Consider the following 26,260-nt stretch of genomic DNA (forward strand, 5'->3'; position numbering starts at 1 on the left):
TCCTCGTTCCTCACGTCGGCCCGGGTCCCGCGCCGCGCTGTTTGTAGAGGCTGATCGACACGGTCCTGTCCTCGTCCACGGCGGAGGAGACCTTGCCCGCGAGCGCGGACAGGACGGTCCAGGCGAAGGTGTCCCGTGACGGAGCGTGACCGTCCGTGGTCGGCGCCGAGACGGTCACCTCGAGCGAGTCGTCGACGAGCCGGAAGACACAGCTGAGCACCGAACCCGGCACGGCCTGCTGAAGCAGGATCGCGCAGGCCTCGTCGACCGCGATGCGCAGGTCCTCGATCTCGTCGAGGGTGAAGTCCAAACGGGCCGCGAGGCCGGCCGTGGCCGTACGCAGCACCGACAGGTAGGCCCCCGCGGCCGGCAGCCGGACTTCCACGAAGTCCTGGGTCGCGGGCTCGCCTGCGATCTGGGACACCCTCACCTCCAAGGTGGTACAAGCGTTTCAGGGCCTGGTTCGCCCCCGGGTAACGCGCTACGTGGTTCAGCGGTGACGCTATCGCGCTCTCGCCGGTCCTGTCCCCGGGACCCCGGCCCGCGTGCTGTCACTCATAGTAAAACTGCGAACACGCTCCGTGGCTAGGGGTCTGCGGTCCCCAAATGGGAAGAGCGTGCGCCGCATTGACGTACCCGGACGCCGGACGGTCGAACCGTCCGGCACCGGGGTCACGCCGGTTCACACCAGTACGTGGTCGACGAAGCACCAGCGCCAGTCCTCGCCGGGCTCATGGGTCCGCATGACGGGATGGCCGGTTTCCCTGTGGTGCTCCGTGGCGTGCCGCTTCGGCGAGGAGTCGCAGCATCCGACGTGACCGCAGGTGAGGCAGAGGCGCAGCTGCACCGGATCGGTGCCGTCCCGCAGGCACTCCGGACACGTCTCGCCGAGCGGGACGGGTTCCGGGTGCGGCAGCGCGTCGACGTGCGTGCACTGTTTCATGATTGCCAGGTTACGACGCCCGCGCGGACGAGCGCGTGGAAAAACGAGGGTGGGCCGGACATGGACGTGATGCCGCTGCTGTTGCTGGTGGCGGGCAGCGCCGCGATCGCCGCGGCCGCCCGGCGCACCCCGGTGCCGCCACCGCTGCTGCTGGTCGCCGCCGGGCTGGCGGTCAGCTATCTCCCCGGCGTGCCCGCCTACACGCTCGACCCGCACGTCGTCCTGCCGCTCGTCCTGCCCCCGCTGCTGCACACCGCGGCCACCGACAGCTCCTACCTCGACCTGCGGGCGCAACTGCGACCGGTGGCACTGCTGTCGGTGGGGTACGTGCTGTTCGCGACGTTCGCCGTCGGCTGGGTCCTGTACCTGATCGTGCCGGGCCTGCCGCTGACCGCGGCGCTGGTGTTCGGCGCCGTGGTGGCCCCGCCGGACGCGGTGGCGGCGACGGCGGTGGCCCGCAGGGTCGGCCTGCCGTCCCGGATCACCACCGTCCTCCAGGGCGAGTCCCTGCTGAACGACGCCACCGCGATCACCGCCTTCCGGGTGGCCCTGGCGGCGGCGGTCGGCGAGGGCGCGACCTGGGCCGGGGGAGTCGGGGAGTTCCTGCTCGCGGCGGTCGGCGGGCTGGCCGTCGGCCTGGTGCTGATGGCGCCGCTGCACTGGCTGCGCATCCACGTGAAGGAGGCGCTGCTGCAGAACACGCTCTCCCTGCTGATCCCGTTCGCCGCGTACGCCGCCGCCGAGCAGGTGCGCGCCTCCGGCGTCATCGCCGTGGTGGTCGTCGCCCTCTACCTGGGGCACCGCGCGTGGGAGGTCGACTTCGCCACCCGTCTCCAGGAGGACGCGGTGTGGAAGATGGTCGCGTTCGTCCTGGAGTCCGCGGTGTTCGCGCTGATCGGACTGCAGCTGCCCGTCGTCCTGAGGGGGCTCGGCGCGTACGAGGGCACCGAGGCCGCCCGGTACGCGGTCGTCGTCTTCGCGGTGGTGGTCGTCGTCCGGTTCCTCTGGGTGTACCCGGCGACCTGGCTGCCGCCGCTGCTGTCGGCGCGGATCAGGGAACGGGAGGGGAGGCCCGGCTGGAAGGCGCCGTTCGTCATCGCCTGGGCCGGGATGCGGGGCGTGGTCTCGCTGGCCATCGCCTTCTCGATCCCGGTCACCGCCGAGGGCGAGGACTTCCCGCAGCGCAACCTGCTGCTCTTCCTGACCTTCACCACCGTCATCGGCACCCTGGTCGTGCAGGGGCTGACGCTGCCCCCGCTGATCCGGGTGCTGAAGCTCCCCGGGCGTGACGCACGGGCCGAGACCCTGGCCGAGGCCAACGCCCAGGCGCAGGCCTCCCGGGTCGCCGAGCAGCGCCTGGACGAACTCCTGGCCGACGAGCGCAACACCCTGCCCGCACCGCTCGCCGAACGCCTGCGCACCGTGCTGGAGCGCCGCCGCAACGCCGTGTGGGAACGGCTCGGGCAGGTCAACCCGGTCACCGGGGAGTCGGTGGACGACACCTACCGGCGGCTGTCGCGGGAGATGATCAGCGCGGAACGCGAGGTGTTCGTCCGGCTGCGCGACGGCCGCCACATCGACGACGAGATGCTGCGCACGCTGCTGCGCCGACTGGACCTGGAGGAGGCGGCGGCGTACCGGGAGACGGCGTGAGGGGGGCGCCGTTCACGGGAAGGGCCGGCCGGTGACCACCGCGGCGACCGTGCTCCCGCGCGGGAACGCGTTCTCCTCCGCCAGGACGACAAGGGCGTAAAGCAGTTTGGCGACATAGAGACGTTCGACCGGGACGCCGTGACGCTGCTCGAAGTCCTCGGCGAACGCCTCGAGTTCCGGGGTGACGCGGGCGTAACCGCCGAAGTGGAAGCGGTCGTCGAGGCTCCAGTCGCCGCGCGGGCCGCCGAACGCCTCGCGCTGCAGGGCCCGTACGTCATCGGCCAGGAAGCCTCCTCTGAGCACGGGGACGCCCAGCGCGCGCGTCCCGCCGCCGAGCCCGGCGGCCAGCCCGGCCAGCGTGCCGCCGGTGCCGCAGGCCACCGCCGCCACGTCCGCCCGGCCGGCCAGCTCCTCCCCGAGCGTCCGGCAGCCGCGCACGGCGGCGGGGTTGCTGCCGCCCTCGGGCACGACGTACGCGCCCTCGGCGTCCGCCGCGCGGAGCACGGCCGCCAGGGTCCCCGGCTCGGCCTTGCGGCGGTACGTCGACCGGTCGACGAAGTGCAGCCGCATGCCGTCGGCCGCGCACCGGGCCAGCGAGGGATTGAGCGGGCGGCCGGCGAGTTCCTGTCCGCGCACCACGCCGACGGTGCGCAGGCCGAGCAGCCGGCCGGCGGCGGCCGTGGCCCGCAGGTGGTTGGAGTACGCGCCGCCGAAGGTGAGCACGGTCCGTCCGGCCGCCTCGTCGAGGTTGGGGGCGAGCTTGCGCCACTTGTTGCCGACCAGCTCCGGATGGATCAGATCGTCCCGCTTCAGCAGCAGCCGCACCCCGCGCCGCCCGAACCGCCCGTCCACGACCTCCCGCAGCGGCGAGGGCAGCCGTGGGCGCAGGCCGGCGAGGGCGTCGCGGGGGTCGGGGGTGTCGGGGGTGTCGGAGCCGGTCACCGGGACATTGTCGCCCGCGGCTCCGTGCGGCCCCTGCGGCGGTCGCCGCCCGGGCGGCGGAACACGTCGACCGGGGAGGGACCGCCCCACAGGCACCACAGCGCGATCACCGGGTCGCAGATCGCGCAGCCCAGGGACGAGGTGGGGGCGAACGGGACGATGGGGCCGCCCTTGAGGTGGTGGACGACGTCCCACGCGGTGTGCAGCAGCCAGCCGACGCCGATGAACGTCCAGGAGTCCAGGCCGCGGAACGCCACGTAGGTGACCAGCGCCGTGAAGGCGAACTCCCAGCCGCCCAGCGCGCCGCCGCTGAGGTAGGCGGCGCCCGCACCGGCGACCATGAGGGCGTTCAGGCGCCGCCGGTGCGGTTCGCGGACGAGGGACATCAGCAGGGCGTAGAGGACACCGATGCCGACGGGGGCGACGTACTGCATGGCGAGGCCTTCTCCTGGGACCGTCAGGGACGGCTCACCACGCTAGGAGCGGGCCGCTCCGGGCCCCAGGGGAGCGGGCGACAGGTTCCGACGGGTTGTCGCCAGGCGGACCGCGCGCCGTCGCGCCCGCGCGTCACCTCAGCCGGTCGCCGATCCGTTTCCGCATCGAGCCCATCGTGAACCCGCGCGGGTCCACCTTCCCCGGCTGCCACTCCTTGTGCCCGATCACCGACCGCTCGTTCCAGCCGTGGTGGCGGCAGACGGCGGCCGCGGCCCTCTCGACGGCCTCCAGCTGGGCGGCCGGCCAGGGGTCCTCGCCGTCGCCCAGGTTCTCGCACTCGAAGCCGTAGAAGTGACGGTTGCCGTCGGTGTTCGCCTCGTTGTCCTTCGGCAGCGCCCGTTCGGCGATCACCGCGCGGAGCACGTCGTCGTCGCCGAGCCCCGCGTGGTTGGCCCTGCCGTAGCCGACGAGGTGGACCCGGCCGTCCTTGGTGATGACGCCGTGGCACAGGGGGCCGGGCAGACCCTCGTAACCCTTGCGGCAGAGGTCGACCGTGCGGGCGCTGCCCTTGGTCACCGTGTGGTGGATCATCACGCCGTGGACCGGGCCCCAGGGGCCCTTGTGGTTGCGGTTGTGCTTGCGCCAGTCGCCGACCTCGACGACCGTGAGGCCCTCCGCCTTCAGGGCGCGCAGGAACGCGCTCGCGGACATGGGTGGGGCCATGACCGCCCTCCTTAGTGCCGGGCGGCGGCCGCCGTCCGCAGCCGCCTGCTACCGGGCCTATACCGAAAAGGAGCGAGTTCAACTACTCGTTCGCCGGCTGTGCGAGTCGATCCGGACAACTCCCTTCCGGTCCGGCGCCGCCGAACGGGCGCCCCAGTGTGCCCAGCCCGCCCAAGATCCAATCCCGCTCGATCGGGTAATGGTGCGGGCACCCTGAGTGAGGGAGGCTTGATCACGCAATGCCGCACCCGGCGCGGCCGGGTGGGGATCACCATCGGGGAGGGCAATTCTCTATGTCGGTAGGCGAAGAGGTCCACACGGGGCAGGCCGGGCAGCAGCAGAGCCTCGGTACGGCGGCCGCGCGGAACCTGGCCACCACGACCAAATCCGTACCGCAGATGCAAGAGATCAGCTCGCGCTGGCTGCTGCGTATGCTGCCCTGGGTCGACGTGCGGGGTGGTGCATACCGTGTCAACCGGCGGCTGACCTACGCCGTGGGTGACGGCCGGATGACGTTCGTGAAGACCGGCGACCGCGTCGAGGTCATTCCCGCGGAGCTCGGCGAGCTTCCGGTGCTGCGGGGCTACGAGGACGACGAGGTGCTGGCCGAACTGGCCGCCCGCTGCCGGCAGCGGGAGATCGAAGCCGGCCAGGTCATCGCCTCCTTCGGCAGCCCGGCCGACGAGGTGTACCTGCTGGCGCACGGCAGGGTGGAGCGGGTCGGCACCGGCCCCTACGGCGAGGACGAGTCCCTCGGAGTCCTCGCCGACGGCGCCTACTTCGGTGACCAGGCGCTGCTGGGCGGGGACGCCATCTGGGAGTACACCGCCCGCACCCTCACCGCCTGCACCGTGCTCGTGCTGCCGCGCGAGGCCGTCGAGCAGGTCGCCGAGCGGGCGGACACCCTGCGCGACCACCTCCGCCGACGGCTCACGGTCCCCGGCCAGCGCACCAACAGGTACGGGGAGAAGGAGATCGACCTCGCGGCCGGCCACAGCGGTGAGCCGGACATCCCGCACACCTTCGTCGACTACGAGGCCAGGCCACGCGAGTACGAACTCAGCGTCGCCCAGACCGTGCTGCGCATCCACACCCGCGTGGCCGACCTCTACAACCAGCCCATGAACCAGACGGAACAGCAGATCCGGCTGACCGTCGAGGCGCTGAAGGAACGCCAGGAGCACGAACTCGTCAACAACCGCGACTTCGGCCTGCTCCACAACTGCGAGTACGACCAGCGGATCCAGCCGCACGACGGCGTGCCGAGCCCCGACGACATGGACGAACTGCTCAGCAGGCGGCGCGGCACCAGGCTGCTGCTCGCCCACCCGCGCGCGATCGCCGCGTTCGGCCGCGAGCTCAACAAGCGGGGACTCGTCCCGGAGACCATCGACATGGGCGGCAACCGCATCCCCACCTGGCGGGGGGTGCCCCTCTACCCGTGCAACAAGATCCCGGTGACCGAGGCCCGCACGACCTCCATCATCGCGCTGCGCACCGGGGAGGAGGAGCAGGGCGTCATCGGGCTGCGGGCCACCGGCATCCCCGACGAGATCGAGCCGAGCCTGTCCGTGCGGTTCATGGGCATCAACGAACAGGCCATCATCAAGTACCTGGTCACGGCCTACTACTCGGCCGCGGTCCTGGTACCGGACGCGCTCGGCGTCCTGGAGAACGTCGAGATCGGCCGCTGGCGGTGACCTGCCGCCGGCTCCCGCGCCGCACGCCGTGTCCCCGCCCGTCCGGGCGGGTACACCTCGGAGGTACGCGCTCGGCGGGTGCGCAAGCGCCGTCCCTCCGCTCCTTCACCGAACCGGTCCCAGGGGGAAGTCGATGACGGATTCCATCACGGAGCCGAAGACGGGGCTTGCGGCGCAGGGCACGACCGGGACACCGGCGGTGCCGGAGCAGCGGCCCGGCGACGGGCACGAGGCGACGATGCTGCTGGAGCGGGCACGGGCCGAGGTCGATCCGGTGCTACGGGCCGCCGTCGGCTCGCTGCCCGGCCCGATGCGCCGTGTCGCGTTCCACCACTTCGGCTGGGAACAGGCGGAGGGCGCCCCCGCCGGGGTCGGCTCGGGCAAGGCGATCCGCCCCGCCCTGGTGCTCACCGCGGCCTCCGCCCTGGGCGGGCCCGCGGCCCGGGCGGCCGCCGTACGGGCCGCGGCCGCCGTGGAACTGGTCCACAACTTCACGTTGCTGCACGACGACGTGATGGACCGGGACGCCACCCGCCGCCACCGGCCCACCGCCTGGACGGTGTTCGGGGACGCCGACGCGATCCTCGCCGGGGACGCCCTCCAGGCGCTCGCCCTGCGGCTGCTCGCCGAGGACCCCCATCCGGCGGCTTCCGCGGCGGCGGCCCGGCTCGCGGACTGCGTGGTCGAGCTGTGCGCGGGACAGCACGTGGACACGGCCATGGAGCAGCGGGGGCCCGGCGAGGTCACCCTCGCCGAGACGCTCGCCATGGCCGAGGCCAAGACCGGTGCGCTGCTCGGCTGCGCCTGCGCGATCGGGGCGCTGTACGCGGACGCCGGGGACGCGGACGTGGCGGCGCTGGACGTGTTCGGCCGGGAGGCCGGACTGGCGTTCCAGCTCATCGACGACGTGATCGGCATATGGGGCGATCCCTGCCGCACCGGCAAACCGGCCGGCGCGGACCTGGCCGCCCGCAAGAAGTCGCTGCCGGTGGTCGCCGCGCTCACCTCCGGCACCCCGGAGGCCGCGGAACTCGCGGACCTGTATGCGATCCCGCATCAGAAGGAGGACGACCTGGACCTCGTCGCCCTGGCCGTGGAACGGGCGGGCGGCCGGGACTGGGCGCAGGTCCAGGCGGCCGACCGGATGGCCCGGGCGATGCAGGAGGTGGCCCGCGCGGTGCCCGACCCGGAGGCGGCGGGCGGGTTGCTGGCCCTGGCCGAGTTCGTGACCCGGCGCAGCACCTGACGGCCGTCCGTCCCCCGGCCCCGGAGCCACGGGGTGCCGTGCGGCTCCTGACCCCGCACGGCACCGTGGCTCCGGTCCGGCGGGTCCCGCACTTCCCCACGATGTGCGGGGCCCGCCCTCCCCTGCTCGGCACCCCACTACGCTCAACGTCCGTACGCGCGAAGACGGTTGAGGCGAAGGGGCGGACATGGGCGTGGCGATCCGGACAGCTGGGGAAGGGGACCGGGAGCTGATCGTCCGGCTCCTGGACGAGGCGTTCCAGAACGACCCGGTCAGTGGCTGGGTCTTCCCCGGCGACGAGTACCGCCGTACGACGCACCACCGGCTGATGGCCGCCTTCACCGACGTCGTGCTCGCCGAGGGGCGCGTCGACCTCACCGAGGACGGCTCGGCGTGCGCGCTGTGGATGTCCGTACCTGCGGAGGATCCCGGGCACGGCGAAGAGCGGCCGGACGACGACGGGTTCGCGCAGATGCGTCGGGCCGTCGATCCGGACAACGAGCGGGTGGAGCTGATCGGCCGGCTCACCGCGGACATCCACCCCGTGGGACGGGCCCACGAGTACCTGTGGATGATCGGCGTGGCACCCGACCGCCAGGGCGAGGGGCTCGGCACCGCACTGATCGGCTCCGTTCTCGACCGCTGCGACCGGGAGGGGCTGGCGGCGTACCTGGAGGCGAGCAGCGAGCGCAGCGCCCTGCTCTACCGGCGCCTCGGCTTCGAGGCGTCCGGTGAGCCCCTGGCCCTCCCGGACGGCCCGTCCATGTGGCCCATGTGGCGCGAGCCCCGCACGGCCGGCTGACGGACCGGCCGGGAGCGACGGGCCGCCGTCGGGTCAGGGACCCGGAAAGGGACGTTCGGCCCTGGCCGTCGGCGTGCGCCCGGACTTCACTGGCCCGCGGGTGGCGCCCGCCGACCGTACCGGGGGATCCGGCGGGCGCCGGACGACGAGGCCGGTGGGGACGGGATGACGACGACGGCGGACGACGACGGCACGACGGGCGGGAACATCACGGTGGTGGGGCACGCCGACCTGACCCCGGACACGCTCCTCCTGGTGGAGTCCGCGCTGCGGACCCGGCTGGCGCGGCGCCCCGCCCCGGCCGTGACCGTGGTGCGGGCCGGCGCGGGAACGCCCCTGGCGTCCGGCCGGGCCGCGCGGGCGTCGGGGTGCCCACTGGCCGTGGTGATCCCCAGGCACCTCGAGGGGCTCGCCATGCCGCCCCGGCGGCACCGGACGGCGTCCGGTGAGCTGCTGACCCTCGCCGACGAGGTGCGCCTGCTGGCCTACGACCCGGTGGACCGCGACTCCTGCGTCGGCGCGGACGAACGGCTCGTCGCCTCGGGCGACCTCCTCCTGGCCGTCTGGGACGGTTCCCCCTCCAGTGGCCGCGACGCCACCGCCCACCTGGTGACCTACGCCCGGACCCGGGGCGTCCCCGTGGAGGTCGTGTGGCCTCCGGGGGCCGGCCGGGAAGTGCCGCCCGCCGTCCGCGCGGAGGGCTGACGGAAGGCCGGAACCGCGGAGGACGCACGACCCCGTCCGGTCCGCGGTCCGGAAGGGCCCGCCGCAGGGCCCCGCGCTGGAGCCGGTGCGCCCGTTCGGCAACAGCGTGCCGGTGCGGACCTACGGCGGGAAGCGCTGAGGCCGCTCCGGACCTACCCTGAGGGCATGGACAGCGAACGACCGGTCTGTCCCGCCTGCGGACAGCCAGTGGAGAGGGTGGTCCGGCGTCACAAGACGCTGGGCGCGTGGGTCCCGATGTGGGCGCACGGTCCGTGCCGCAACCCGCAGTGCCGGGAGTCCGGCTCCCGTGAGGCCGCCGGACCGCCCGGTGGCGCCGAGCCGGGACCGGAACGGAAGGACGCCGTGAGCAGGACCTCCACACAGCGCTAGCCTCACGGCACGGGCGCGGGGCCCCGGCGGACCCGGCCGGGCGACGGCCCGCTGCCGCCGCCCGGCCCGGCCCGCCGGGGGGCGTGCGTCCGGCGGACGCTCACCGCCGGGGGCGTTCCACGAAGCGCAGCATGTTGCCCGCCGGGTCACGGAACGCGCAGTCGCGCACCCCGTACGGCTGGTCCACCGGCTCCTGGAGCACGTCCGCACCGGCGGCGCGGACACGCTCGAAGAGGGCGTCGCAGTCGGTGGTGGTGAAGTTGACCCCGCGCAGCATGCCCTTGGCCAGCAGCTCGGCCATCGCCTGCTTGTCACCGGGGGAGGCGTCCGGGTTCGCGGCGGGCGGCTCCAGCACGATCTCCACGTCCGGCTGCTCCGGGGAGGCGACCGTCACCCAGCGCATCCCCTCGAACCCCACGTCGTTGCGGACCTCGAGGCCCAGTACGTCACGGTAGAAGGCCAGTGCCTTGTCGTGGTCGTCGACGGCGATGAAGCACTGGGCGAGCCGTACGTCGTTTCCTGTGTCCATGCGCCCACGTTAGAAGGTCTCGTCCGGACCGACCCGCGCCCGCCCCCGGACCGGCCGGGTGTACATCCGGGCCACGCACGGCGGAATGGCCGCGCCCTCCTCGTGCGACCGGGCACGGTACGCGCTCGGCGTCTCCCCGACCAGCTCGGTGAACCGGGAGCTGAACGAGCCGAGCGAGGTGCAGCCGACCGCGAGGCACACCTCCGTCACCGACAGGTCGCCCCGCCGCAGCAGCGCCTTGGCGCGCTCGATGCGCCGGGTCATGAGATAGGCGTACGGCGTCTGCCCGTACGCCGCGCGGAAGCTGCGCTGGAAGTGGCCGGACGACATCAGCGCGGTCCGCGCCAGCTCCGCGACGTCGAGCGGTTCGGCGTACTCCCGGTCCATCCGGTCCCGGGCCCGCCGCAGCCGCACCAGATCCTCCAGTTCCATCCGCCCAGCATTCCACGCCCCGCGTGACCGGTCACGGAAACACCGAAGGGCCCCGCCGCACGGAGCGGCGGGGCCCTTCGGCACACCCGCGAACCGCGATGGTGCACCGATCGCCGTCACGGAAGGAGGCCGGGTCAGGCCTTCTTGGTCTCCCAGAAGATCTTGTCGATCTGGGCGATGTAGTCCAGGGCCTTCTGGCCCGTCGCCGGGTCCGTCGACGCCTTGGCGGCCGAGAGGGCCTTCAGGGTGTCGTTGACCAGCTGGTGCAGCTCCGGGTACTTCTCGAAGTGCGGGGGCTTGAAGTAGTCGCTCCACAGCACGGAGACGTGGTGCTTCGCCAGCTCGGCGCGCTGCTCCTTGATGACCGTGGCACGGGCCTGGAAGTGCGGGTCGTCGTTGCCGGCCATCTTCTCCTGGACGGCCTTCACCGACTCCGCCTCGATGCGGGCCTGAGCCGGGTCGTACACGCCGCAGGGCAGGTCGCAGTGGGCGCTGACCTTGACCTTGGGGGCAAACAGGCGGGAAAGCATGGAGCGTTCCTTCCTCGTGATCGTCTTCTCACACTGGACATTACTCCGTGGCGGACGGCTTTTCGCGGGTGCCCCCGCGGGCTTAGGGCAAAAGTCCCGGGTGACACTGGGACTGGTGGAGGAAGAACCGGGGAGGTGCCGGGTGATGCCGGAGTCGTCGCAGGACGCCGAGCGGGCGGGGGCGCCGCTGCCCTTCGGGGTGGCCGAGGTGACCGGGCCGTCCATGGTGCCCACGCTGCACCACGGGGACCGGCTCCTGGTGCACTACGGCGCCCGGGTCAGACGCGGGGACGTGATCGTGCTGCGGCATCCCTTCCAGCAGGACCTGCTCGTCGTCAAGCGGGCCGCCGAGCGGCGCGACGGCGGCTGGTGGGTGCTCGGGGACAACGCGTACGCGGGCGGCGACAGCACCGACTACGGGGTCGTCCCCGACGAGCTGGTGCTCGGCCGGGTCCGGTTCCGCTACCGGCCGCGCGGCTCCGGGCGGCGTTCGCCGCTGGCCGTGGTGGGCTGGGCGCTGTCCTCGGCGCGGCCCGTGCTCTCCGGCCGGTCGGCCTCCAGGCGTTTGCGGGCGCGGTAGGCGGCCACGTTGGCGCGGGTGGCGCAGCGGTCGGAGCAGTAGCGGCGGGAGCGGTTGGTGGAGGTGTCCAGGTAGGCGTTGCGGCAGGGCGACGCCTCGCACAGACCGAGGCGGTCCACGCCGTACTCGGTGAGGTGGAAGGCCAGGCCCATCGCGGCGATGGCGGCGTAGCCGGCGGTGGCGTTGGACGGGTGGTCGGCCAGGTGCATGTGCCACAGCGGGCGGCCGTCGTCGTCGCGGAAGTCGTGGCCGGAGATCTGCGGGCTGACCGGGAACTCCAGCAGCAGCGAGTTCAGCAGGTCGACGGCGAGGGTCTCGTCGCCGCCGTCGGCCGCCTCGAAGACCGAGCGGAGCCTGGCGCGCACCGAACGGAACCGCGTCACATCGGCGTCGGCGGCGCGCCGGGCGGCCGACTGGTTGGCGCCGAACAAGTCGCGGACGGCCTCGACCGAGGTCAGCGTGTCCTTCCCCCGGACCGGTTCCTCGGTGTTGACGAGACGCACGGCGTAATCCGAGTAATAGGCCAGTTCCACTTGTAGTCCTTACGCAGGGGCTCTATCGTCGGGAGCACGGTCTTGTAATGGACGATCGTGCTGCAAGGGTATTACGTGACGTGAACGAGGGAGGGGCTCGATGACGGACGCGGACACCACCACGGCCGCCGCCGACTGGCAGGCCTGGCAGGAGAGCTGGGACCGGCAGCAGGAGTGGTACATGCCGGACCGCGAGGAACGCTTCCGGGTCATGCTCGACATGGTGGAGGCCTGCGTCGGCACCGCCCCGCGCGTGCTGGACCTCGCCTGCGGCACGGGCAGCATCACCGCCCGGCTGCTCGACCGGTTCCCGGACGCCACCGCCACCGGCGTCGACCTGGACCCGGCGCTGCTCGCCATCGCCGAGGGCACCTTCGCGGAGGACGGGCGGGTCTCCTTCGTGACGGCCGACCTCAAGGACCCCGCGTGGCCGGCGGCACTGCCGTACGACTCCTACGACGCGGTGCTGACCGCGACCGCCCTCCACTGGCTGCACCGGGACCCCCTCGCGGACCTCTACGGACACATCGCGGGTCTCGTGCGCGACGGCGGTGTCTTCATGAACGCGGACCACATGATCGACGACACCACGCCCCGGATCAACGCGGCCGAACGCGCCCTGCGCCACGCCCGCATGGACCGGGCCAAGTCGCAGGGGGCCCTCGACTGGTCCGAGTGGTGGCGGCTCGCCGCCGCGGACCCCGTCCTCGCGGAGCCGACGGCCCGCCGCTTCGAGATCTACGGCGAGCACGCCGACGGTGACACGCCGTCGGCCGCCTGGCACGCGCGCGTGCTGCGCGAGAAGGGGTTCGGCGAGGCACGGCCGGTGTGGTGCTCGCCGTCGGACGCCCTGCTGCTGGCGCTGAAGTAGCCGGCCGAAGCAGCCGGAGGCAAACGCGAAGGGGCGGTACGGACCGGCCGTACCGCCCCTTCGCGTGTTCGCTCAGAGCACCTTGGACAGGAACGACTTGGTGCGCTCGTGCTGCGGGTCGGTCAGGACGTCGCGCGGGTGGCCCGACTCGACCACCACACCGCCGTCCATGAAGACCAGGCTGTCGCCCACCTCGCGGGCGAAGCCCATCTCGTGGGTGACGACGACCATCGTCATACCGGACTCGGCGAGGTCGCGCATGACGTCGAGGACGTCACCGACCAGCTCCGGGTCGAGCGCCGAGGTCGGCTCGTCGAAGAGCATCAGCTTGGGGTCCATGGCGAGCGCGCGGGCGATCGCCACGCGCTGCTGCTGACCGCCGGAGAGCTGCGAGGGGTAGTTCCCGGCCTTGTCGCCGAGGCCCACGCGCTCCAGGAGCTGCATCGCGCGCTCCCTGGCCTGCGCCCTGCTCACGCCCTTGACCTGGACCGGCGCCTCCATGACGTTCTCGACGGCCGTCATGTGCGGGAACAGGTTGAAGCGCTGGAAGACCATGCCGATGTCCCGGCGCTGCCGGGCGACCTCGCTGTCCTTGAGCTCGTACAGCTTGTCGCCCTTCTGGCGGTAGCCGACCAGCTCACCGTCGACGTACAGCCGGCCGGCGTTGATCTTCTCCAGGTGGTTGATGCACCGGAGGAAGGTGGACTTGCCGGAGCCGGAGGGGCCGATGAGGCAGAACACCTCGCCGGTCCTCACCTCCAGGTCGATGCCCTTGAGGACCTCGACGGGACCGAAGGACTTGTGGACGCCCTCCGCCTTCACCATGGCCGTCATACCGTGCTGCCCCTCTCGCGGCTGAAGGCCATCAGATTGACCTTGATCCTCTGCCACGGCGTCGCCGGCAGGTTCCGGGACGAGCCGCGCGCGAAGCGGCGTTCCAGGTAGTACTGGCCGACGCTGAAGACGCTGGTGATGACCAGGTACCAGATGCACGCCACGAACAGCATCTCCATCACGGCGTACGACGTGGAGCCGATCGTCGAGGTGGCGCGCAACAGCTCGTTGTACGTCACCGCGTACACCAGCGACGAGGTCTTCAGCATGTTGATGAACTCGTTGCCCGTCGGCGGCACGATCACCCGCATCGCCTGCGGGATCACGATGCGCCGCAGCGTCTTGCCGTGGCTCATGCCCAGTGCGTGCGCGGCCTCGGTCTGGCCCTCGTCGACGGCCGTCAGACCCGCGCGGCAGATCTCCGCCATGTACGCCGCCTCGTTCAGGCCCAGGCCCAGCAGGGCCGCCATGAACGGCGTCATGACGTCGACCATCTCGTCCTTGTAGAGCGGGCCGAGGTTCAGCACCGGGAAGATCAGCGCCAGGTTGAACCACAGCAGGAGCTGCACGTAGACCGGCGTGCCGCGGAAGAACCAGATGTAGACCCAGGCCACCCAGCTCGTCACCGGGTTCTTCGACAGCCGCATCACGGCGAGGACCACACCGAGGACCACACCCATGACCATCGCCAGGACGCTGATCAGCAGGGTGCGCCCGGCGCCGGCGAGGACGGTGCCGTCGAAGACGTAGTCGCCGACGGCGTGCCACTGGATCTTCTCGGCGGTGGCGAAGGCGTTGACGAGCAGGGCCACCAGCGCCAGCACGACGACACCGCTGACCCACCGGCCGTAGTGGCGGACCGGGATGGCCTTGATCGCCGCGGGCGGCACGGCTGCCCCGCTGTTCTTGGAGACGGCGGCCGTCCCCTTGTCGAATTCGTCAGTCACTGCGACTGCCCTTCAGTACGCGCCGGGACCGTCACTCACCGCCGTTGACCACGGCCTTGTCGATGGCGCCGGTCTCGGCGCCCCACTTGGCCAGGATCTTCTTGTACGTGCCGTCCTCGATGATCGCGTTGACGGCCGCCTCCAGGGCCTCGGTGAGCTGCTTGTTGTCCTTGTTCACCGCGATGCCGAACGGACCGGCGTCCACCTGCTCGCCGACGATCTCGAAGGCGTTGCCGCCGTCCGCCTTGCGGACCAGGTCGACCGCGACCGGGTAGTCGTTGACGCCGGCGACCGCGCCGCCCGACTTCACACGGGTCTGGGCCTCGGTGTCGTTCTCGAACGGCTGGATCTTGATCTTCTTCTTGCCCGCGTCCGCGCACTTCTGGGACTGGGTCTGCAGGGCCTTCTCGTACGTGGTGCCACGCTGCACGGCGGCCGGCTGGCCGCACAGGTCCTCGATGGAGTTGATCCCCTTCGGGTTGCCCTTCTGGACGTACACGGCGGTGCCGGCGACGAAGTAGTCGACGAAGTCGACACCCGGGCCCAGCTTCTTGCCCTTGTCGTCCAGGCCCTCCTGGCGCTGCTTGTTGTCGGTGATGGACGACATCGCGATGTCGTAGCGGCCCGAGTTCAGCGAGGTGATCAGACCGTCGAAGGAACCCGAGGTGAACTCGACCTCGACGCCCAGCTTCTCGCCCAGCGCGGCGGCGATGTCGGGGTCGACGCCCACGATCTTGCCGCCCTCCTGGAACTCCATCGGGGCGTACTCGGCGTTGGTGCCTGCCTTGAGGACGCCCGCGTCCTGGATCTTCTTGGGCAGCTTGTCGAACAGGGGGGCCGAGCTGGACTTGCCCGTCTCCTTGGTGCCCCCGCTGCCGCTGTCGTCGGTCTGGTCACCGCAGCCGGTGAGAAGCAATGCGCCTGCGACCGCGATCGCGCCGGCCGCCGCAAGACGGGAGCGCGCGGCGGTGGTACGACGGGTGGTGCTTGCGGTCATGGTGGGTTCCTCCGGCGGATGGGTGGAGATGCCGATGGGTGGGCCACTGCCGACGGGTATCGGCAGCGCCGCAGGTCGACGAGAACACACGCCTTCGAGTGTCGCGACCTCGTGCGATTACGGCATCTTGCCATTCGGTCTGAGCCATTCAGGGGCCTCACGATGTCAAAATCGGATAACGGGCGGTACCCGAACCGCATCACTCCGGGACATCCGGCCGGACGGTCTGCGGGAATTAGCCGTTCCGGCCGCAAGATCTTCGGCTTATCCCAGGATGTGGACGCGCGCACCGTGGTTTTTGTCGTGATTGTGCGTTTGCCAGCTGTTCGGATCGGCCTTGTCCTTGTATCGGGTGACACTTCAGGTCGGCGGCATGTGACCTTCGCGTTATGGACTCGTCGCCGACCGCATCCGTCCGGTAAGAAGGTTCTTTACACCCCTCATCCGGGGATCAGGGCGCGTGTGCGGCGCGCCCGTCGTGTTCGGCCCGTACGCATCAACCCTCCGGGCCTTGCGCGGTCCCGCCCACCCCTCACCAGGAGTGGCAACCCTCAAACCATGAACATTTAAGGGGTAAAACCAAGTGGCAGCGGAGATTGTCAATCCTCGCAGCGACAGCGAAAGCCGGAACGGTCACGGGGAACCGGAGAGCGGGGCAGAGCCCCTGGATTCCTTCGACCCGGCGTTCGCGCTGCACCGCGGCGGCAAGATGGCCGTGCAGGCCACCGTGCCGATCCGTGACAAGGACGACCTGTCCCTGGCGTACACGCCCGGCGTCGCGAAGGTGTGCAGCGCGATCGCCGAGCAGCCGGACCTCGTCCACGACTACACGTGGAAGTCGCAGGTCGTCGCCGTCGTGACGGACGGTACGGCCGTCCTGGGGCTCGGCGACATCGGGCCCGAGGCCTCCCTCCCGGTGATGGAGGGCAAGGCCATCCTCTTCAAGCAGTTCGGCGGCGTGGACGCGGTCCCGATCGCCCTGAACTGCACCGACGTCGACGAGATCGTCGAGACCGTGGTCCGGCTCGCCCCGTCCTTCGGCGGGGTGAACCTGGAGGACATCTCCGCGCCCCGGTGCTTCGAGATCGAGAAGCGGCTGCAGGAGCGGCTGGACATCCCGGTCTTCCACGACGACCAGCACGGCACGGCGGTCGTGACCCTGGCGGCGCTGCGGAACGCGGCACGGCTGAGCGGACGGGCGCTGGGTGATCTGCGGGCCGTGATCTCGGGCGCGGGCGCCGCGGGCGTCGCGATCGCCAGGATGCTGATCGAGGCCGGCGTCGGCGACGTCGCGGTGGCCGACCGCAAGGGCGTCGTCTCGCGCGACCGCGAGGACCTCACACCGGTCAAGGCGGAGCTGGCGTCGTTCACCAACAAGGCCGGGATCTCGGGCTCGCTGGAGTCGGCGCTGGCCGGCGCCGACGTCTTCATCGGCGTCTCCGGCGGCACGGTGCCGGAGCCGGCGGTGGCGTCGATGGCCGAGGGCGCGTTCGTCTTCGCCATGGCCAACCCCGACCCGGAGGTGCACCCGGAGGTCGCGCACAAGTACGCGGCCGTCGTGGCCACCGGACGGTCGGACTTCCCGAACCAGATCAACAACGTGCTGGCGTTCCCCGGGATCTTCGCGGGGGCGCTGCAGGTGCGGGCCTCCAGGATCACCGAGGGGATGAAGCTGGCGGCGGCCGAGGCGCTGGCCTCGGTGGTGGGCGACGACCTCGCCGCCGACTACGTCATCCCGTCCCCGTTCGACGAGCGGGTCGCTCCCGCGGTGACGGCGGCGGTGGCCGCCGCCGCCCGGGCGGAGGGCGTCGCCCGCCGCTGAGGCGCGCGGATCGCCGATCGGCCCCGTCCCGGGTGGACGGGGCCGATCTCCTTTCCGGGGGCCGGGCCGCCCGGGCGGCGCTTCCGCCGGGTGGCAAGAGGGCGTGTCTCACAGCGGGGCCCGGTTCCTTCGGCGGGGCGGGGAACCTATCGTCGAGGTCATGTTCGCCGTCTACGCCGCCCGAATCGACCGCGACCAGCCGCTCGCGGGCCTGGAACTGGGAGAGCGTCCCGCTCCCGGGTCCCGGCCCGGCTGGAGCACCGTCACGGTCAAGGCCGCCTCCCTCAACCACCATGACCTCTGGTCCCTGCGGGGCGTGGGCCTCGCGGAGGACAAGCTGCCGATGATCCTCGGCTGCGACGCCGCCGGCGTCGACGAGGACGGCAACGAGGTCGTCCTGCACTCCGTGATCGGCCAGAGCGGACACGGGGTCGGCCCCGAGGAGCCCCGGTCCATCCTGACCGAGCGCTACCAGGGCACGTTCGCCGAGCAGGTCGCCGTGCCCACCTGGAACGTCCTGCCCAAGCCGAAGGAGCTCTCCTTCGAGGAGGCCGCCTGTCTGCCGACCGCCTGGCTGACCGCGTACCGGATGCTGTTCACCAACGCCGGGGTGCGGCCCGGGGACTCCGTGCTGGTGCAGGGGGCCGGGGGTGGCGTCGCCACCGCCGCGATCGTGCTCGGCAGGGCGGCGGGGCTGCGGGTCTTCGCCACCAGCCGGGACGAGGCCAAGCGGAAGCGGGCGCTGGAGCTCGGGGCCGTGGAGGCGGTGGAGCCGGGGGCGCGGCTGCCGCAGCGGGTCGACGCGGTGATCGAGACCGTGGGGGCCGCCACCTGGTCCCACTCGGTGAAGTCGCTGCGGCCCGGCGGCACGCTGGTGATCTCCGGCGCCACCAGTGGTGACCGGCCCTCGCACGCCGAGCTGACCCGGATCTTCTTCCTGGAGCTCAAGGTCGTCGGGTCGACCATGGGCACCAAGGACGAGCTGGAGGACCTGCTCTCCTTCTGCGCCGCCACCGGTGTGCGTCCCGTCATCGACGAGGTGCTGCCCATGGACCGGGCGCGGGAGGGCTTCGAGCGGATGGAGTCCGGCGGGCAGTTCGGCAAGATCGTGCTCACGCGTCCCTGAGGGGCGCGGCTCGAGCCGACGGCCGGTCCGGTTCTCCGGGCCGGCCGTCGGCATGTCAACCGGGGTTGACGTCGCGGGAGTGTCAACGTACGTTGACATCATGACTGAGGCAACCGACCTCGCCGAGCGTGCGGGCGACCGTGACCCACGGGTCGGCCTGCGGGCCGTCGCCGCCCTGCGCCGGCTGCTGGAGCAACTGGAGACCGTGCAGGTGCGCAACGCGCGCAACCAGGGCTGGTCGTGGCAGGAGATCGCCACCGAACTCGGGGTCAGCAGGCAGGCCGTGCATAAGAAGTACGGGAGGCATTGATGTTCGAGCGGTTCACGAAGGACGCCCGTGACGTGGTGAAGGGGGCGGTCGAGTACGTCGAGAGCTCGCGTGCGGGGACCGTCACCGCCGAGCATCTGCTGCTCGCGCTGCTCGACCGGGAGGCGAGCCGCGCGTCCTTCGCGCTGGCGGCGCTCGGGGCGGGAGAACGCAAGGAGTCGCTGCGGCGGGCGCTGGAGGAGTCCCGGCGCCGGGCCGGCCTCTCCCGGGCCGATACCGACGCCCTCGCCGGACTGGGGATCGACGTCTCGGAGATCGTCGCCCGGGTGGAGGAGACCCATGGTGTCGGGGCGATGTCCGGTGACCGCAGGGACAAGGGCTGGTGGGCGGGGCGCCGCAGCTTCAGCCGGGGCGCCAAGGACGTGCTCGAGGGCGCCCTGCGTGTCGCCGTGGACCGGCGGGACCGGCACATCGGCGACGAACACATCCTGCTCGCCCTCACCGTCCGCCCCGGCGTCCCCGCCGAGGTCCTCGCCGACCACGGCGTGACGTACGAGTCCGTCTCCCGCGTGCTGTACGGGAGCGGCGAGGCCAAGGCGGGCTGACGTCGGCGCAGGGTCGGCCCGAGGGGGCCCGGGCCGGGCCTGGTCGGGCCTGGAGAGCCCCCGTCGGGGTGAGCGAGCCCGGAGGATTTCGGCTCGGCTCGGTTCGGGTGGGCCGGGCCCGGTCGGGGCCGGTGCGTCCCTGCCGGGCTCGTCAGGGGCGCACCGGGGTGGATGAGCCCAGGGCACCGGCCCGGTGCGGACGGGCCGGCGCGGGTCCGGTCGTGTTCGGTGGGGAGAGTTACTGCTTCGGTGCGCGCAGCATCGCACCGATGCGGGCCGCCGCCGTGGACAGGTGGCGGCGGGCGTCGCGGAGCTGGTCCGGGGTGACGCCGTGGTCGCGGGCCGCGTCGCGGATGTCGTCCCGGAAGCGGTCCAGCAGGCGGTCCAGGTCACGGGCCGGATCTCCGGTGGAGTCCGAGGCGTCCTCGTGGGCCCAGGCCGGTGTGTAGTCGGCGGGGAAGTCCTCGGGGGTTTGGGAGTACTCCGGCGCGGAGCCCTTGCCGGAGGCCCCCGTGTCGGTCCGGCCGAAGGCGAAGTCCTTGCCGAACTCGCCCATCTCCTTCGCCAGCTCGCCGAGGCCCTCACGCAGACCCGTCGGCCAGTCGCCCCGGGCGAAGTGGCCCTGCACCTGTTCCTGTACCTGCCGTGCGATGCGCCGGACCTCCTCCTGCGCCCTGTCCTGGGCCTCCTTGGCCTGGCGACGGGCGCGCTGCGCCTCCTCGCGGGAACGGCGGCTCTCGTCCTTGGCGCGCCGGGCCTGTTCCTTCCACTCCTGCTTGGCGCGGCGCATCTCCTCCTTGGCGGCCTGCCAGGCGTCCTTGTTGCCGAAGACCCCGAAGTCGCCGAAAGCGCCCTCCTCTTCGGGCGCGGCCCCGCCCGGACGGCTCTGGCGCGCCCTGCCGGCCGCGGCCCGCATCTCGCGGCGCAGATCGCCCGCCGCGCCGCTGACGTCGGCCCGGATCTCGGCGGCCAGCTCGGCGACCGACTCCCGGATCTCCAGCTCCAGATCGGCCAGCTCACCGCTGCGGTCGGACAGTTCGGCGCGGCCGGCGTCCGTGATGGAGTACACCTTGCGGCCGCCCTCGGTGGTGTGGGTGACCAGGCCCTCCGCCTCCAGCTTGGCCAGCCGCGGGTAGACCGTGCCCGCCGACGGTGCGTACAGCCCCTGGAAGCGCTCCTCGAGGAGGCGGATCACCTCGTAGCCGTGGCGCGGGGCTTCGTCCAGCAGCTTCAGCAGGTAGAGGCGGAGGCGTCCGTGGGCGAAGACGGGAGGCATGTCAGAGCACCTTCTTGTCGGTCGTACCGGCATTGTCCTCCGAGCCGTCCCCCGGCTCGGAGTCGTCCTCCCCGGCCGGGCGGCGCAGCAGGGCGATGGAGCCGGAGACGGTGGTGGCCCGGAGCGTGCCGCTGCCCGCGCCGAGCCGGCCGGTGAGCTTGTGGGCGCCCCACATGCCCTGCACCCGCAGGTCGTCGAAGGCGTTGGAGATGGCGCCGCTCGCGGTGTTGGCCTCCACCTGGGCGTCCGCCGGATACGGGAGCCGGATGGCGATCTCACCCGAGACGCTGGTCAGCTTGACGTCGGCGGGGCCGTCGGGATCGAGGTCGACGATCATGGATCCGCCGACCGTGTCCGCCCGCACGGAGGAGCCGGAGCCCTCGACGACGGTGAGGTCGCCGGAGACGGAGGTGAAGCGGAGGCCGCCGGTGACGGACTGGGCCTCCACGTTCCCGGACACGGTCTCCGCGCGGACCGGTCCGGACAGGGCGACCAGGGTGGTGTCGCCGGTGACGCCCTTCACCTCGGCGGGGCCCCGGATGCCGGAGACCACGGCGCCGGCGCCGACCACGCCCACCTCCACCCGGGTCCGGGCCGGGACGGCCAGGGAGACCACCGCGCTGCGGCGCCAGCCCTTGCGGTCCAGCCACTTGAGGAAGCCCTTCCAGGGGAGGTCGTCGTAGGCCACCGTGAGGGTGCCGCCCTCCTGGGTGACCACCAGGGGCGGGCCCTCGATCCCGGAGACCTGGAGGCGGGCGGGACCTTCGTCGGTGCCGACGATGTTCACGGTGCCGTTGACGATGCGGACGCGCAGGTCGCTCACGGGGGTGTCGAAGGTGAGCTTCGTGGGTTCCGCGACGGACCACTCGGGCATGGGGGGACCTCCTGGGAACGAAGCGGCCGACGACGACGCGGCATATCGCGTCTTACGTGATTCACGATATATCGCGGCAGGGGAAAGTCAAGGCACTCGTTCTGGTGGTCGGCCGGCTCGCGGCGTGGTGGAAGCGACCCGGTGCGGGGTGCGTCGGAGCCGGGGCGGATGCGCGTGATCCGGCGTTCGCGGGGGCGCCCGGCGTCGGCGTGGGCCGGGGGCCTCCACGCGGCCCGGCGCTTGCGGGATGCGGTCGCGCCCACCCGTGCCGCCCCAGCGGCACGACTGCCCGCGGACCGCGGAGGGGGTGGCGGCGACTGCCCGCGGCTGATGCGGCCTTGCGGGTCCGCGGGGGCGGGGGTGCCGCCCCCGGGAGGTGTTACTCGTCGTCCTCGTCGTCCAGGCGGGCCAGCCAGGTGGCCAGGCGTTCCACCGGGACCTCGAAGTCGGGGTTGAGGTCGACGAAGGTGCGCAGCTGCTCGGCCAGCCACTCGAAGGTGACCTCCTCCTCCCCGCGCCGCTTCTCCAGTTCCTCGATGCCACGGTCCGTGAAGTACATGGGGACAAGGATAGGTGCGGGAAAACGGACGGGCCGCACCCCCCGTGAGGGGGGTGCGGCCCGCGCGTACGGCTGCCGGTTACGCCTCGAAGACCTCGCGCACCAGCTGCTCCTGCTCGGCCTGGTGGCGCTTCGCGGAGCCGACCGCCGGGGACGAGCCGTGCGGCCGCGAGATGCGGCGCAGACGCTCGGCGTGCGGGAGGTCGGCGCCGACCGCCAGGTCGAGGTGGTCGATCAGGTTGAGCGCGATGAACGGCCAGGCGCCCTGGTTCGCCGGCTCCTCCTGGGCCCACAGGTACTTCTCGGCGTTCGGGTACTTCTTGATCTCCGCCTGGAGCTCCGCACCCGGCAGCGGGTACAGGCGCTCGATGCGGATGATCGCCGTGTCCGTCACGCCGCGCTTCTGCCGCTCGGCGTCGAGGTCGTAGTAGACCTTGCCGGCCGTGAAGACGACCTTCTTCACCGCGGCCGGGTCGACCGAGGCGTCGCCGATGACCGGGCGGAACTGGCCCGAGGTGAACTCCTCCGCCTTCGAGGCCGCGGCCTTCAGGCGCAGCATCGACTTCGGCGTGAAGACGACCAGCGGCTTGTGGTGCGGGTTGTGCACCTGCCACCGCAGGAGGTGGAAGTAGTTCGACGGCGAGGTCGGCATCGCGACCGTCATGTTGTTCTGGGCGCAGAGCTGCAGGAACCGCTCGGGACGGGCCGAGGAGTGGTCCGGGCCCTGGCCCTCGTAGCCGTGCGGGAGGAGCAGGACCACACCGGAGGTCTGGTTCCACTTCTGCTCGGCCGAGGAGATGAACTCGTCCACGACCGTCTGCGCGCCGTTGACGAAGTCGCCGAACTGCGCCTCCCACAGCACGAGGGCGTCGGGGCGGGCCAGCGAGTAGCCGTACTCGAAGCCCATCGCCGCGTACTCGGACAGCAGGGAGTTGTAGACGTTCAGCCGCGCCTGGTCCTCGGAGAGGTACTGCAGCGGCGTGTACTCCTCGCCCGTGCTGCGGTCGATGATGACCGCGTGGCGCTGGCCGAAGGTGCCGCGCTGGGAGTCCTGGCCGGCGAGCCGGACCGGGACGCCCTCCAGGAGCAGGGAGCCGAAGGCGAGGGTCTCGCCCATGCCCCAGTCGATGGTGCCGTCCTCGACCATCGTCGCGCGGCGCTGCAGCTGCGGCAGCAGACGCGGGTGGACGGTGATGTGGTCGGGGATGTTGACCTGGGACTCGGCGATCCGCTTGACGGTCTCCGTGGTCACCGCGGTGTTCACGGCGACCGGGAACTCGGCCTGCGGGTCGGAGGTCTCCACGGAGCCGGGCTGGCTGGTGGCCTCGCGGACCTCCGTGAAGACCTTCTCCAGCTGGCCCTGGTAGTCCTGCAGCGCCTGCTCGGCCTCTTCCAGGGTGATGTCGCCGCGACCGATCAGGGACTCGGTGTAGAGCTTGCGCACCGAGCGCTTCTTGTCGATCAGGTCGTACATCAGCGGCTGGGTGAAGGCCGGGTTGTCCGACTCGTTGTGACCGCGGCGGCGGTAGCAGATGAGGTCGATCACCACGTCCTTGTTGAACGCCTGGCGGAACTCGAAGGCGAGCCGCGCGACGCGGACCACGGCCTCCGGGTCGTCGCCGTTCACGTGGAAGATCGGGGCCTCGATCATCCTCGCCACGTCCGTCGCGTACATCGACGAGCGGGACGACTCCGGGGCGGCGGTGAAGCCGACCTGGTTGTTGATGACGATGTGGACCGTGCCGCCGGTGCGGTAGCCGCGCAGCTGCGACATGTTCAGGGTCTCGGCCACCACGCCCTGGCCCGCGAAGGCCGCGTCGCCGTGGATCGCCACCGGCAGGACGGTGAAGTCCGTGCCGCCCTTGCCGATGATGTCCTGCTTGGCGCGGGCGACGCCCTCCAGGACCGGGTCCACCGCCTCCAGGTGCGAGGGGTTCGCGACCAGCGAGACCTTGATCTGCTCGCCGTCCAGGCCGGTGAAGGTGCCCTCGGCGCCCAGGTGGTACTTCACGTCGCCGGAGCCGTGCATCGACTTCGGGTCGAGGTTGCCCTCGAACTCGCGGAAGATCTGCGCGTACGACTTGCCGACGATGTTCGCCAGCACGTTCAGCCGGCCGCGGTGGGCCATGCCGATGACGACCTCGTCCAGGCGGGACTCGGCGGCCGAGTCCAGCACCGCGTCCAGCAGCGGGATGACGGACTCGCCGCCCTCCAGGGAGAAGCGCTTCTGGCCGACGTACTTGGTCTGCAGGAAGGTCTCGAAGGCCTCCGCCGCGTTCAGCCGGCGCAGGATGCGCAGCTGCTCCTCGCGCTCGGGCTTGGTGTGCGAGCGCTCGATGCGGTCCTGGATCCACTTGCGCTGCTTGGGGTCCTGGATGTGCATGAACTCGACGCCGGTGGTGCGGCAGTACGAGTCGCGCAGCACGCCGAGGATGTCGCGCAGCTTCATCAGGGACTTGCCGGCGAAGCCGCCGACGGCGAACTCGCGCTCCAGGTCCCACAGGGTGAGGCCGTGCTCGACGATGTCCAGGTCGGGGTGCTTGCGCTGGCGGTACTCCAGCGGGTCGGTGTCGGCCATGACGTGGCCGCGGACCCGGTAGGAGTGGATCAGCTCGAAGACCCGGGCGGCCTTGGTGACGTCGTCGTCGTGGGAGGCGTCGATGTCCTTGAGCCAGCGGACCGGCTCGTAGGGGATGCGCAGCGCCTCGAAGATCTCGTCGTAGAAGTTCTTCTCGCCGAGCAGGAGGTTGGCGACCGCGCGGAGGAACTCGCCGGAGGCGGCGCCCTGGATCACCCGGTGGTCGTAGGTCGACGTGAGCGTCATGACCTTGGAGATGCCGAGCTTGTTCAGGGTGTCCTGGGAGGTGCCCTGGAACTCCGCAGGGTAGTCCATGGAGCCGACGCCCATGATCAACGACTGGCCGGGCATCAGGCGCGGCACGGAGTGGACGGTGCCGAGGCCGCCGGGGTTGGTCAGGGAGACCGTGACACCGGTGAAGTCGTCCATCGTCAGCTTGTTCTCACGGGCACGACGGACGATGTCCTCGTAGGCCTGCCAGAACTCGAAGAAGTTCAGCGTCTCGGCCTTCTTGATGGCCGCGACGACCAGCTGGCGGTCGCCGTTGGGCTTCACCAGGTCGATGGCGAGACCGAGGTTGACGTGCTCCGGCTTCACCAGGGTCGGCTTGCCGTCCACCCGGGCGAACGAGTGGTTCATCGCCGGCATGGCCTTGATGGCCTGCACCATCGCGTAGCCGATGAGGTGCGTGAAGGAGATCTTCCCGCCCCGGGCCCGCTTGAGGTGGTTGTTGATGACGATGCGGTTGTCGAACAGCAGCTTCACCGGGACCGCGCGCACGGACGTGGCCGTGGGCAGCTCCAGGGAGGCGTCCATGTTCTTCGCCACGGCGGCGGACGGGCCGCGCAGGGTGACCTGCTCGGGGCCGGTCTTCGCCTCGCCGGCGGGCTCCGCCTTGGGCTTGGCGGCGGCGGGCTTCGCGGCGGGCGCGGCGGCCTTCGCCGGAGCCTGTGCCGGGGCCTTGGCGGCGGCCGGCTCGGCGGCGGGCGCCGGCGCGGCGGCAGCGGGCTGCGCGGCCGCCGAAGCGGGCGCGGCGGGCTGGGCCGGAGCGGCCGGCTGAGCCGGGGGGGTGGTGGTTCCCGCGGCCCCCGCGGCCGCGGTACCCGCCGGGGCCGAGGTCGCAGGCGCGCCCGGCTTGTAGTCGGCGAAGAAGTCCCACCAGGCTCGGTCCACCGAGTTCGGGTCCTGGAGGTACTGCTGGTAGATCTCGTCGACGAGCCATTCGTTGGCACCGAAGGCCGCAGCGGGGTTCTTACCCGCTTGGTCGGTGTCGGTCGAGATGCTCGAGTTACTGGGGGACTGTGGCGACACGGCGTCAACCGCCCTCTTCCGCTTCGCAAGATGATGGACAGCGGAAATA

General features: G+C 71.7%; 27 protein-coding genes. 11 read left to right on the top strand and 16 right to left on the bottom strand.

The genetic code is table 11. The features are described 5' to 3' along the window. Nucleotides 1-10 precede the first annotated feature (10 nt). Together ABTY20_RS02590 and ABTY20_RS02595 are read right to left on the bottom strand one after the other, a co-directional pair. Nucleotides 11-424, bottom strand: coding sequence for an ATP-binding protein (locus ABTY20_RS02590; protein ID WP_351995178.1), 414 nt, complete (start codon nucleotides 422-424; stop codon nucleotides 11-13). Between the two features lie 258 nt (nucleotides 425-682). After that, the gene (locus ABTY20_RS02595; protein WP_351995179.1) at nucleotides 683-943 is read right to left on the bottom strand and encodes a UBP-type zinc finger domain-containing protein; all 261 of its coding nucleotides are present in this window, start codon (nucleotides 941-943) and stop codon (nucleotides 683-685) included. Nucleotides 944-1,003: 60 nt separating this feature from the next. Here ABTY20_RS02595 and ABTY20_RS02600 point away from each other — a divergent pair, with 60 nt between their 5' ends. Beyond that, nucleotides 1,004-2,596, top strand: coding sequence for a Na+/H+ antiporter (locus ABTY20_RS02600; RefSeq protein ID WP_351995180.1), 1,593 nt, complete (start codon nucleotides 1,004-1,006; stop codon nucleotides 2,594-2,596). Nucleotides 2,597-2,608: 12 nt separating this feature from the next. Here ABTY20_RS02600 and ABTY20_RS02605 read toward each other — a convergent pair whose 3' ends face one another. The 3 genes from ABTY20_RS02605 to ABTY20_RS02615 form a co-directional block, all read right to left on the bottom strand. Next, nucleotides 2,609-3,538: a 1-aminocyclopropane-1-carboxylate deaminase/D-cysteine desulfhydrase gene (locus tag ABTY20_RS02605; RefSeq protein ID WP_351995181.1), complete on the bottom strand. Its 930-nt coding sequence runs from the start codon at nucleotides 3,536-3,538 to the stop codon at nucleotides 2,609-2,611. Next, nucleotides 3,535-3,972, bottom strand: a complete 438-nt coding sequence (locus ABTY20_RS02610; RefSeq protein WP_351995182.1) for a DUF6010 family protein — start codon at nucleotides 3,970-3,972, stop codon at nucleotides 3,535-3,537. Before ABTY20_RS02610 ends, ABTY20_RS02605 begins: the two co-directional genes overlap by 4 nt. Before the next feature lie 133 nt (nucleotides 3,973-4,105). Beyond that, the gene (locus ABTY20_RS02615) at nucleotides 4,106-4,696 is read right to left on the bottom strand and encodes an N-acetylmuramoyl-L-alanine amidase (protein ID WP_351995183.1); all 591 of its coding nucleotides are present in this window, start codon (nucleotides 4,694-4,696) and stop codon (nucleotides 4,106-4,108) included. Nucleotides 4,697-4,989: 293 nt separating this feature from the next. Here ABTY20_RS02615 and ABTY20_RS02620 point away from each other — a divergent pair, with 293 nt between their 5' ends. From ABTY20_RS02620 to ABTY20_RS02635, 4 genes are all read left to right on the top strand, one after another. Continuing rightward, nucleotides 4,990-6,396: a family 2B encapsulin nanocompartment shell protein gene (locus tag ABTY20_RS02620; protein ID WP_351995184.1), complete on the top strand. Its 1,407-nt coding sequence runs from the start codon at nucleotides 4,990-4,992 to the stop codon at nucleotides 6,394-6,396. A 133-nt stretch (nucleotides 6,397-6,529) separates the two neighbouring features. Continuing rightward, nucleotides 6,530-7,642, top strand: a complete 1,113-nt coding sequence (locus ABTY20_RS02625; protein WP_502991726.1) for a family 2 encapsulin nanocompartment cargo protein polyprenyl transferase — start codon at nucleotides 6,530-6,532, stop codon at nucleotides 7,640-7,642. 187 nt (nucleotides 7,643-7,829) lie between these two features. Beyond that, the gene (locus ABTY20_RS02630; protein ID WP_351995185.1) at nucleotides 7,830-8,444 is read left to right on the top strand and encodes a GNAT family N-acetyltransferase; all 615 of its coding nucleotides are present in this window, start codon (nucleotides 7,830-7,832) and stop codon (nucleotides 8,442-8,444) included. A gap of 165 nt (nucleotides 8,445-8,609) precedes the next feature. Further along, nucleotides 8,610-9,149, top strand: a complete 540-nt coding sequence (locus ABTY20_RS02635; protein ID WP_351995186.1) for a hypothetical protein — start codon at nucleotides 8,610-8,612, stop codon at nucleotides 9,147-9,149. 490 nt (nucleotides 9,150-9,639) lie between these two features. Here ABTY20_RS02635 and ABTY20_RS02645 read toward each other — a convergent pair whose 3' ends face one another. The 3 genes from ABTY20_RS02645 to sodN form a co-directional block, all read right to left on the bottom strand. Beyond that, nucleotides 9,640-10,068 (bottom strand): VOC family protein, encoded by a 429-nt coding sequence (locus ABTY20_RS02645; protein ID WP_351995188.1) that lies wholly within the window; start codon nucleotides 10,066-10,068, stop codon nucleotides 9,640-9,642. Between the two features lie 9 nt (nucleotides 10,069-10,077). Continuing rightward, nucleotides 10,078-10,500 carry a helix-turn-helix domain-containing protein gene (locus tag ABTY20_RS02650; protein ID WP_351995189.1) on the bottom strand — a complete coding sequence of 141 codons (423 nt, stop codon included), beginning with the start codon at nucleotides 10,498-10,500 and terminating at the stop codon, nucleotides 10,078-10,080. A 134-nt stretch (nucleotides 10,501-10,634) separates the two neighbouring features. Continuing rightward, entirely contained in the window at nucleotides 10,635-11,030 is a 396-nt protein-coding gene (sodN, locus tag ABTY20_RS02655; RefSeq protein WP_004983535.1) for a superoxide dismutase, Ni, read from the bottom strand. Between the two features lie 145 nt (nucleotides 11,031-11,175). Here sodN and sodX point away from each other — a divergent pair, with 145 nt between their 5' ends. Beyond that, nucleotides 11,176-11,610: a nickel-type superoxide dismutase maturation protease gene (sodX, locus tag ABTY20_RS02660; RefSeq protein WP_351995190.1), complete on the top strand. Its 435-nt coding sequence runs from the start codon at nucleotides 11,176-11,178 to the stop codon at nucleotides 11,608-11,610. On the opposite strand, the gene ABTY20_RS02665 is transcribed toward sodX, so the two are convergent. Then, a complete protein-coding gene (locus ABTY20_RS02665; protein WP_351995191.1) occupies nucleotides 11,493-12,143 on the bottom strand; it encodes a CGNR zinc finger domain-containing protein in 651 nt (216 codons plus the stop codon). The two genes, sodX and ABTY20_RS02665, sit on opposite strands and share 118 nt — an antisense overlap. A 100-nt stretch (nucleotides 12,144-12,243) precedes the next feature. Here ABTY20_RS02665 and ABTY20_RS02670 point away from each other — a divergent pair, with 100 nt between their 5' ends. Continuing rightward, nucleotides 12,244-13,014, top strand: a complete 771-nt coding sequence (locus tag ABTY20_RS02670; protein ID WP_351995192.1) for a class I SAM-dependent methyltransferase — start codon at nucleotides 12,244-12,246, stop codon at nucleotides 13,012-13,014. Between the two features lie 72 nt (nucleotides 13,015-13,086). On the opposite strand, the gene ABTY20_RS02675 is transcribed toward ABTY20_RS02670, so the two are convergent. Genes ABTY20_RS02675 through ABTY20_RS02685 form a run of 3 tightly spaced genes read right to left on the bottom strand, consistent with a single transcriptional unit; the run spans nucleotide 13,087 to nucleotide 15,792 of the window. Further along, the gene (locus ABTY20_RS02675) at nucleotides 13,087-13,848 is read right to left on the bottom strand and encodes an amino acid ABC transporter ATP-binding protein (protein ID WP_351995193.1); all 762 of its coding nucleotides are present in this window, start codon (nucleotides 13,846-13,848) and stop codon (nucleotides 13,087-13,089) included. Further along, complete coding sequence (locus ABTY20_RS02680) at nucleotides 13,845-14,795, bottom strand: amino acid ABC transporter permease (protein WP_351995194.1); 951 nt, start codon at nucleotides 14,793-14,795, stop codon at nucleotides 13,845-13,847. The genes ABTY20_RS02675 and ABTY20_RS02680 overlap by 4 nt, the downstream gene beginning before the upstream one ends. A 31-nt stretch (nucleotides 14,796-14,826) precedes the next feature. After that, on the bottom strand, nucleotides 14,827-15,792 hold the full coding sequence (locus tag ABTY20_RS02685; protein WP_351995195.1) for an ABC transporter substrate-binding protein: 966 nt from the start codon (nucleotides 15,790-15,792) through the stop codon (nucleotides 14,827-14,829). Between the two features lie 583 nt (nucleotides 15,793-16,375). Between ABTY20_RS02685 and ABTY20_RS02690 the strand changes: the two genes are divergently transcribed. The 4 genes from ABTY20_RS02690 (at nucleotide 16,376) to ABTY20_RS02705 (ending at nucleotide 19,613) form a co-directional block, all read left to right on the top strand. Beyond that, nucleotides 16,376-17,614, top strand: coding sequence for an NAD(P)-dependent malic enzyme (locus ABTY20_RS02690; protein WP_351995196.1), 1,239 nt, complete (start codon nucleotides 16,376-16,378; stop codon nucleotides 17,612-17,614). Nucleotides 17,615-17,774: 160 nt separating this feature from the next. Further along, nucleotides 17,775-18,740 (top strand): zinc-binding dehydrogenase, encoded by a 966-nt coding sequence (locus ABTY20_RS02695; protein ID WP_351995197.1) that lies wholly within the window; start codon nucleotides 17,775-17,777, stop codon nucleotides 18,738-18,740. A gap of 100 nt (nucleotides 18,741-18,840) precedes the next feature. Further along, on the top strand, nucleotides 18,841-19,050 hold the full coding sequence (locus tag ABTY20_RS02700) for an HTH domain-containing protein (protein ID WP_030860301.1): 210 nt from the start codon (nucleotides 18,841-18,843) through the stop codon (nucleotides 19,048-19,050). After that, nucleotides 19,050-19,613, top strand: coding sequence for a Clp protease N-terminal domain-containing protein (locus ABTY20_RS02705; protein ID WP_351995198.1), 564 nt, complete (start codon nucleotides 19,050-19,052; stop codon nucleotides 19,611-19,613). The genes ABTY20_RS02700 and ABTY20_RS02705 overlap by 1 nt, the downstream gene beginning before the upstream one ends. Before the next feature lie 238 nt (nucleotides 19,614-19,851). Here the strand turns inward: ABTY20_RS02705 and ABTY20_RS02710 are convergent, their stop codons facing one another. From ABTY20_RS02710 to ABTY20_RS02725, 4 genes are all read right to left on the bottom strand, one after another. Continuing rightward, nucleotides 19,852-20,889 carry a PadR family transcriptional regulator gene (locus ABTY20_RS02710; RefSeq protein ID WP_351995199.1) on the bottom strand — a complete coding sequence of 346 codons (1,038 nt, stop codon included), beginning with the start codon at nucleotides 20,887-20,889 and terminating at the stop codon, nucleotides 19,852-19,854. A gap of 1 nt (nucleotide 20,890) precedes the next feature. After that, nucleotides 20,891-21,763 (bottom strand): DUF4097 family beta strand repeat-containing protein, encoded by an 873-nt coding sequence (locus ABTY20_RS02715; protein ID WP_351995200.1) that lies wholly within the window; start codon nucleotides 21,761-21,763, stop codon nucleotides 20,891-20,893. A 379-nt stretch (nucleotides 21,764-22,142) separates the two neighbouring features. Continuing rightward, on the bottom strand, nucleotides 22,143-22,322 hold the full coding sequence (locus ABTY20_RS02720; protein ID WP_003992906.1) for a DUF6104 family protein: 180 nt from the start codon (nucleotides 22,320-22,322) through the stop codon (nucleotides 22,143-22,145). A 79-nt stretch (nucleotides 22,323-22,401) separates the two neighbouring features. Continuing rightward, a complete protein-coding gene (locus ABTY20_RS02725) occupies nucleotides 22,402-26,211 on the bottom strand; it encodes a multifunctional oxoglutarate decarboxylase/oxoglutarate dehydrogenase thiamine pyrophosphate-binding subunit/dihydrolipoyllysine-residue succinyltransferase subunit (RefSeq protein WP_351995201.1) in 3,810 nt (1,269 codons plus the stop codon). Nucleotides 26,212-26,260 lie beyond the last annotated feature (49 nt).

This window comes from Streptomyces sp. NPDC126497 (assembly GCF_040302425.1).
Lineage (GTDB): Bacteria > Actinomycetota > Actinomycetes > Streptomycetales > Streptomycetaceae > Streptomyces.

Bases quoted from the DNA above. Each gene is read 5' to 3' on its own strand.
- ABTY20_RS02595 (WP_351995179.1), bottom strand. From the start codon at position 943: ATGAAACAGTGCACGCACGTCGACGCGCTGCCGCACCCGGAACCCGTC.
- ABTY20_RS02600 (WP_351995180.1), top strand. From the start codon at position 1,004: ATGGACGTGATGCCGCTGCTGTTGCTGGTGGCGGGCAGCGCCGCGATC.
- ABTY20_RS02610 (WP_351995182.1), bottom strand. From the start codon at position 3,972: ATGCAGTACGTCGCCCCCGTCGGCATCGGTGTCCTCTACGCCCTGCTG.
- ABTY20_RS02615 (WP_351995183.1), bottom strand. From the start codon at position 4,696: ATGGCCCCACCCATGTCCGCGAGCGCGTTCCTGCGCGCCCTGAAGGCG.
- ABTY20_RS02620 (WP_351995184.1), top strand. From the start codon at position 4,990: ATGTCGGTAGGCGAAGAGGTCCACACGGGGCAGGCCGGGCAGCAGCAG.
- ABTY20_RS02625 (WP_502991726.1), top strand. From the start codon at position 6,530: ATGACGGATTCCATCACGGAGCCGAAGACGGGGCTTGCGGCGCAGGGC.
- ABTY20_RS02630 (WP_351995185.1), top strand. From the start codon at position 7,830: ATGGGCGTGGCGATCCGGACAGCTGGGGAAGGGGACCGGGAGCTGATC.
- ABTY20_RS02635 (WP_351995186.1), top strand. From the start codon at position 8,610: ATGACGACGACGGCGGACGACGACGGCACGACGGGCGGGAACATCACG.
- ABTY20_RS02645 (WP_351995188.1), bottom strand. From the start codon at position 10,068: ATGGACACAGGAAACGACGTACGGCTCGCCCAGTGCTTCATCGCCGTC.
- ABTY20_RS02650 (WP_351995189.1), bottom strand. From the start codon at position 10,500: ATGGAACTGGAGGATCTGGTGCGGCTGCGGCGGGCCCGGGACCGGATG.
- sodN (WP_004983535.1), bottom strand. From the start codon at position 11,030: ATGCTTTCCCGCCTGTTTGCCCCCAAGGTCAAGGTCAGCGCCCACTGC.
- sodX (WP_351995190.1), top strand. From the start codon at position 11,176: ATGCCGGAGTCGTCGCAGGACGCCGAGCGGGCGGGGGCGCCGCTGCCC.
- ABTY20_RS02670 (WP_351995192.1), top strand. From the start codon at position 12,244: ATGACGGACGCGGACACCACCACGGCCGCCGCCGACTGGCAGGCCTGG.
- ABTY20_RS02675 (WP_351995193.1), bottom strand. From the start codon at position 13,848: ATGACGGCCATGGTGAAGGCGGAGGGCGTCCACAAGTCCTTCGGTCCC.
- ABTY20_RS02685 (WP_351995195.1), bottom strand. From the start codon at position 15,792: ATGACCGCAAGCACCACCCGTCGTACCACCGCCGCGCGCTCCCGTCTT.
- ABTY20_RS02695 (WP_351995197.1), top strand. From the start codon at position 17,775: ATGTTCGCCGTCTACGCCGCCCGAATCGACCGCGACCAGCCGCTCGCG.
- ABTY20_RS02700 (WP_030860301.1), top strand. From the start codon at position 18,841: ATGACTGAGGCAACCGACCTCGCCGAGCGTGCGGGCGACCGTGACCCA.
- ABTY20_RS02705 (WP_351995198.1), top strand. From the start codon at position 19,050: ATGTTCGAGCGGTTCACGAAGGACGCCCGTGACGTGGTGAAGGGGGCG.
- ABTY20_RS02710 (WP_351995199.1), bottom strand. From the start codon at position 20,889: ATGCCTCCCGTCTTCGCCCACGGACGCCTCCGCCTCTACCTGCTGAAG.
- ABTY20_RS02715 (WP_351995200.1), bottom strand. From the start codon at position 21,763: ATGCCCGAGTGGTCCGTCGCGGAACCCACGAAGCTCACCTTCGACACC.
- ABTY20_RS02720 (WP_003992906.1), bottom strand. From the start codon at position 22,322: ATGTACTTCACGGACCGTGGCATCGAGGAACTGGAGAAGCGGCGCGGG.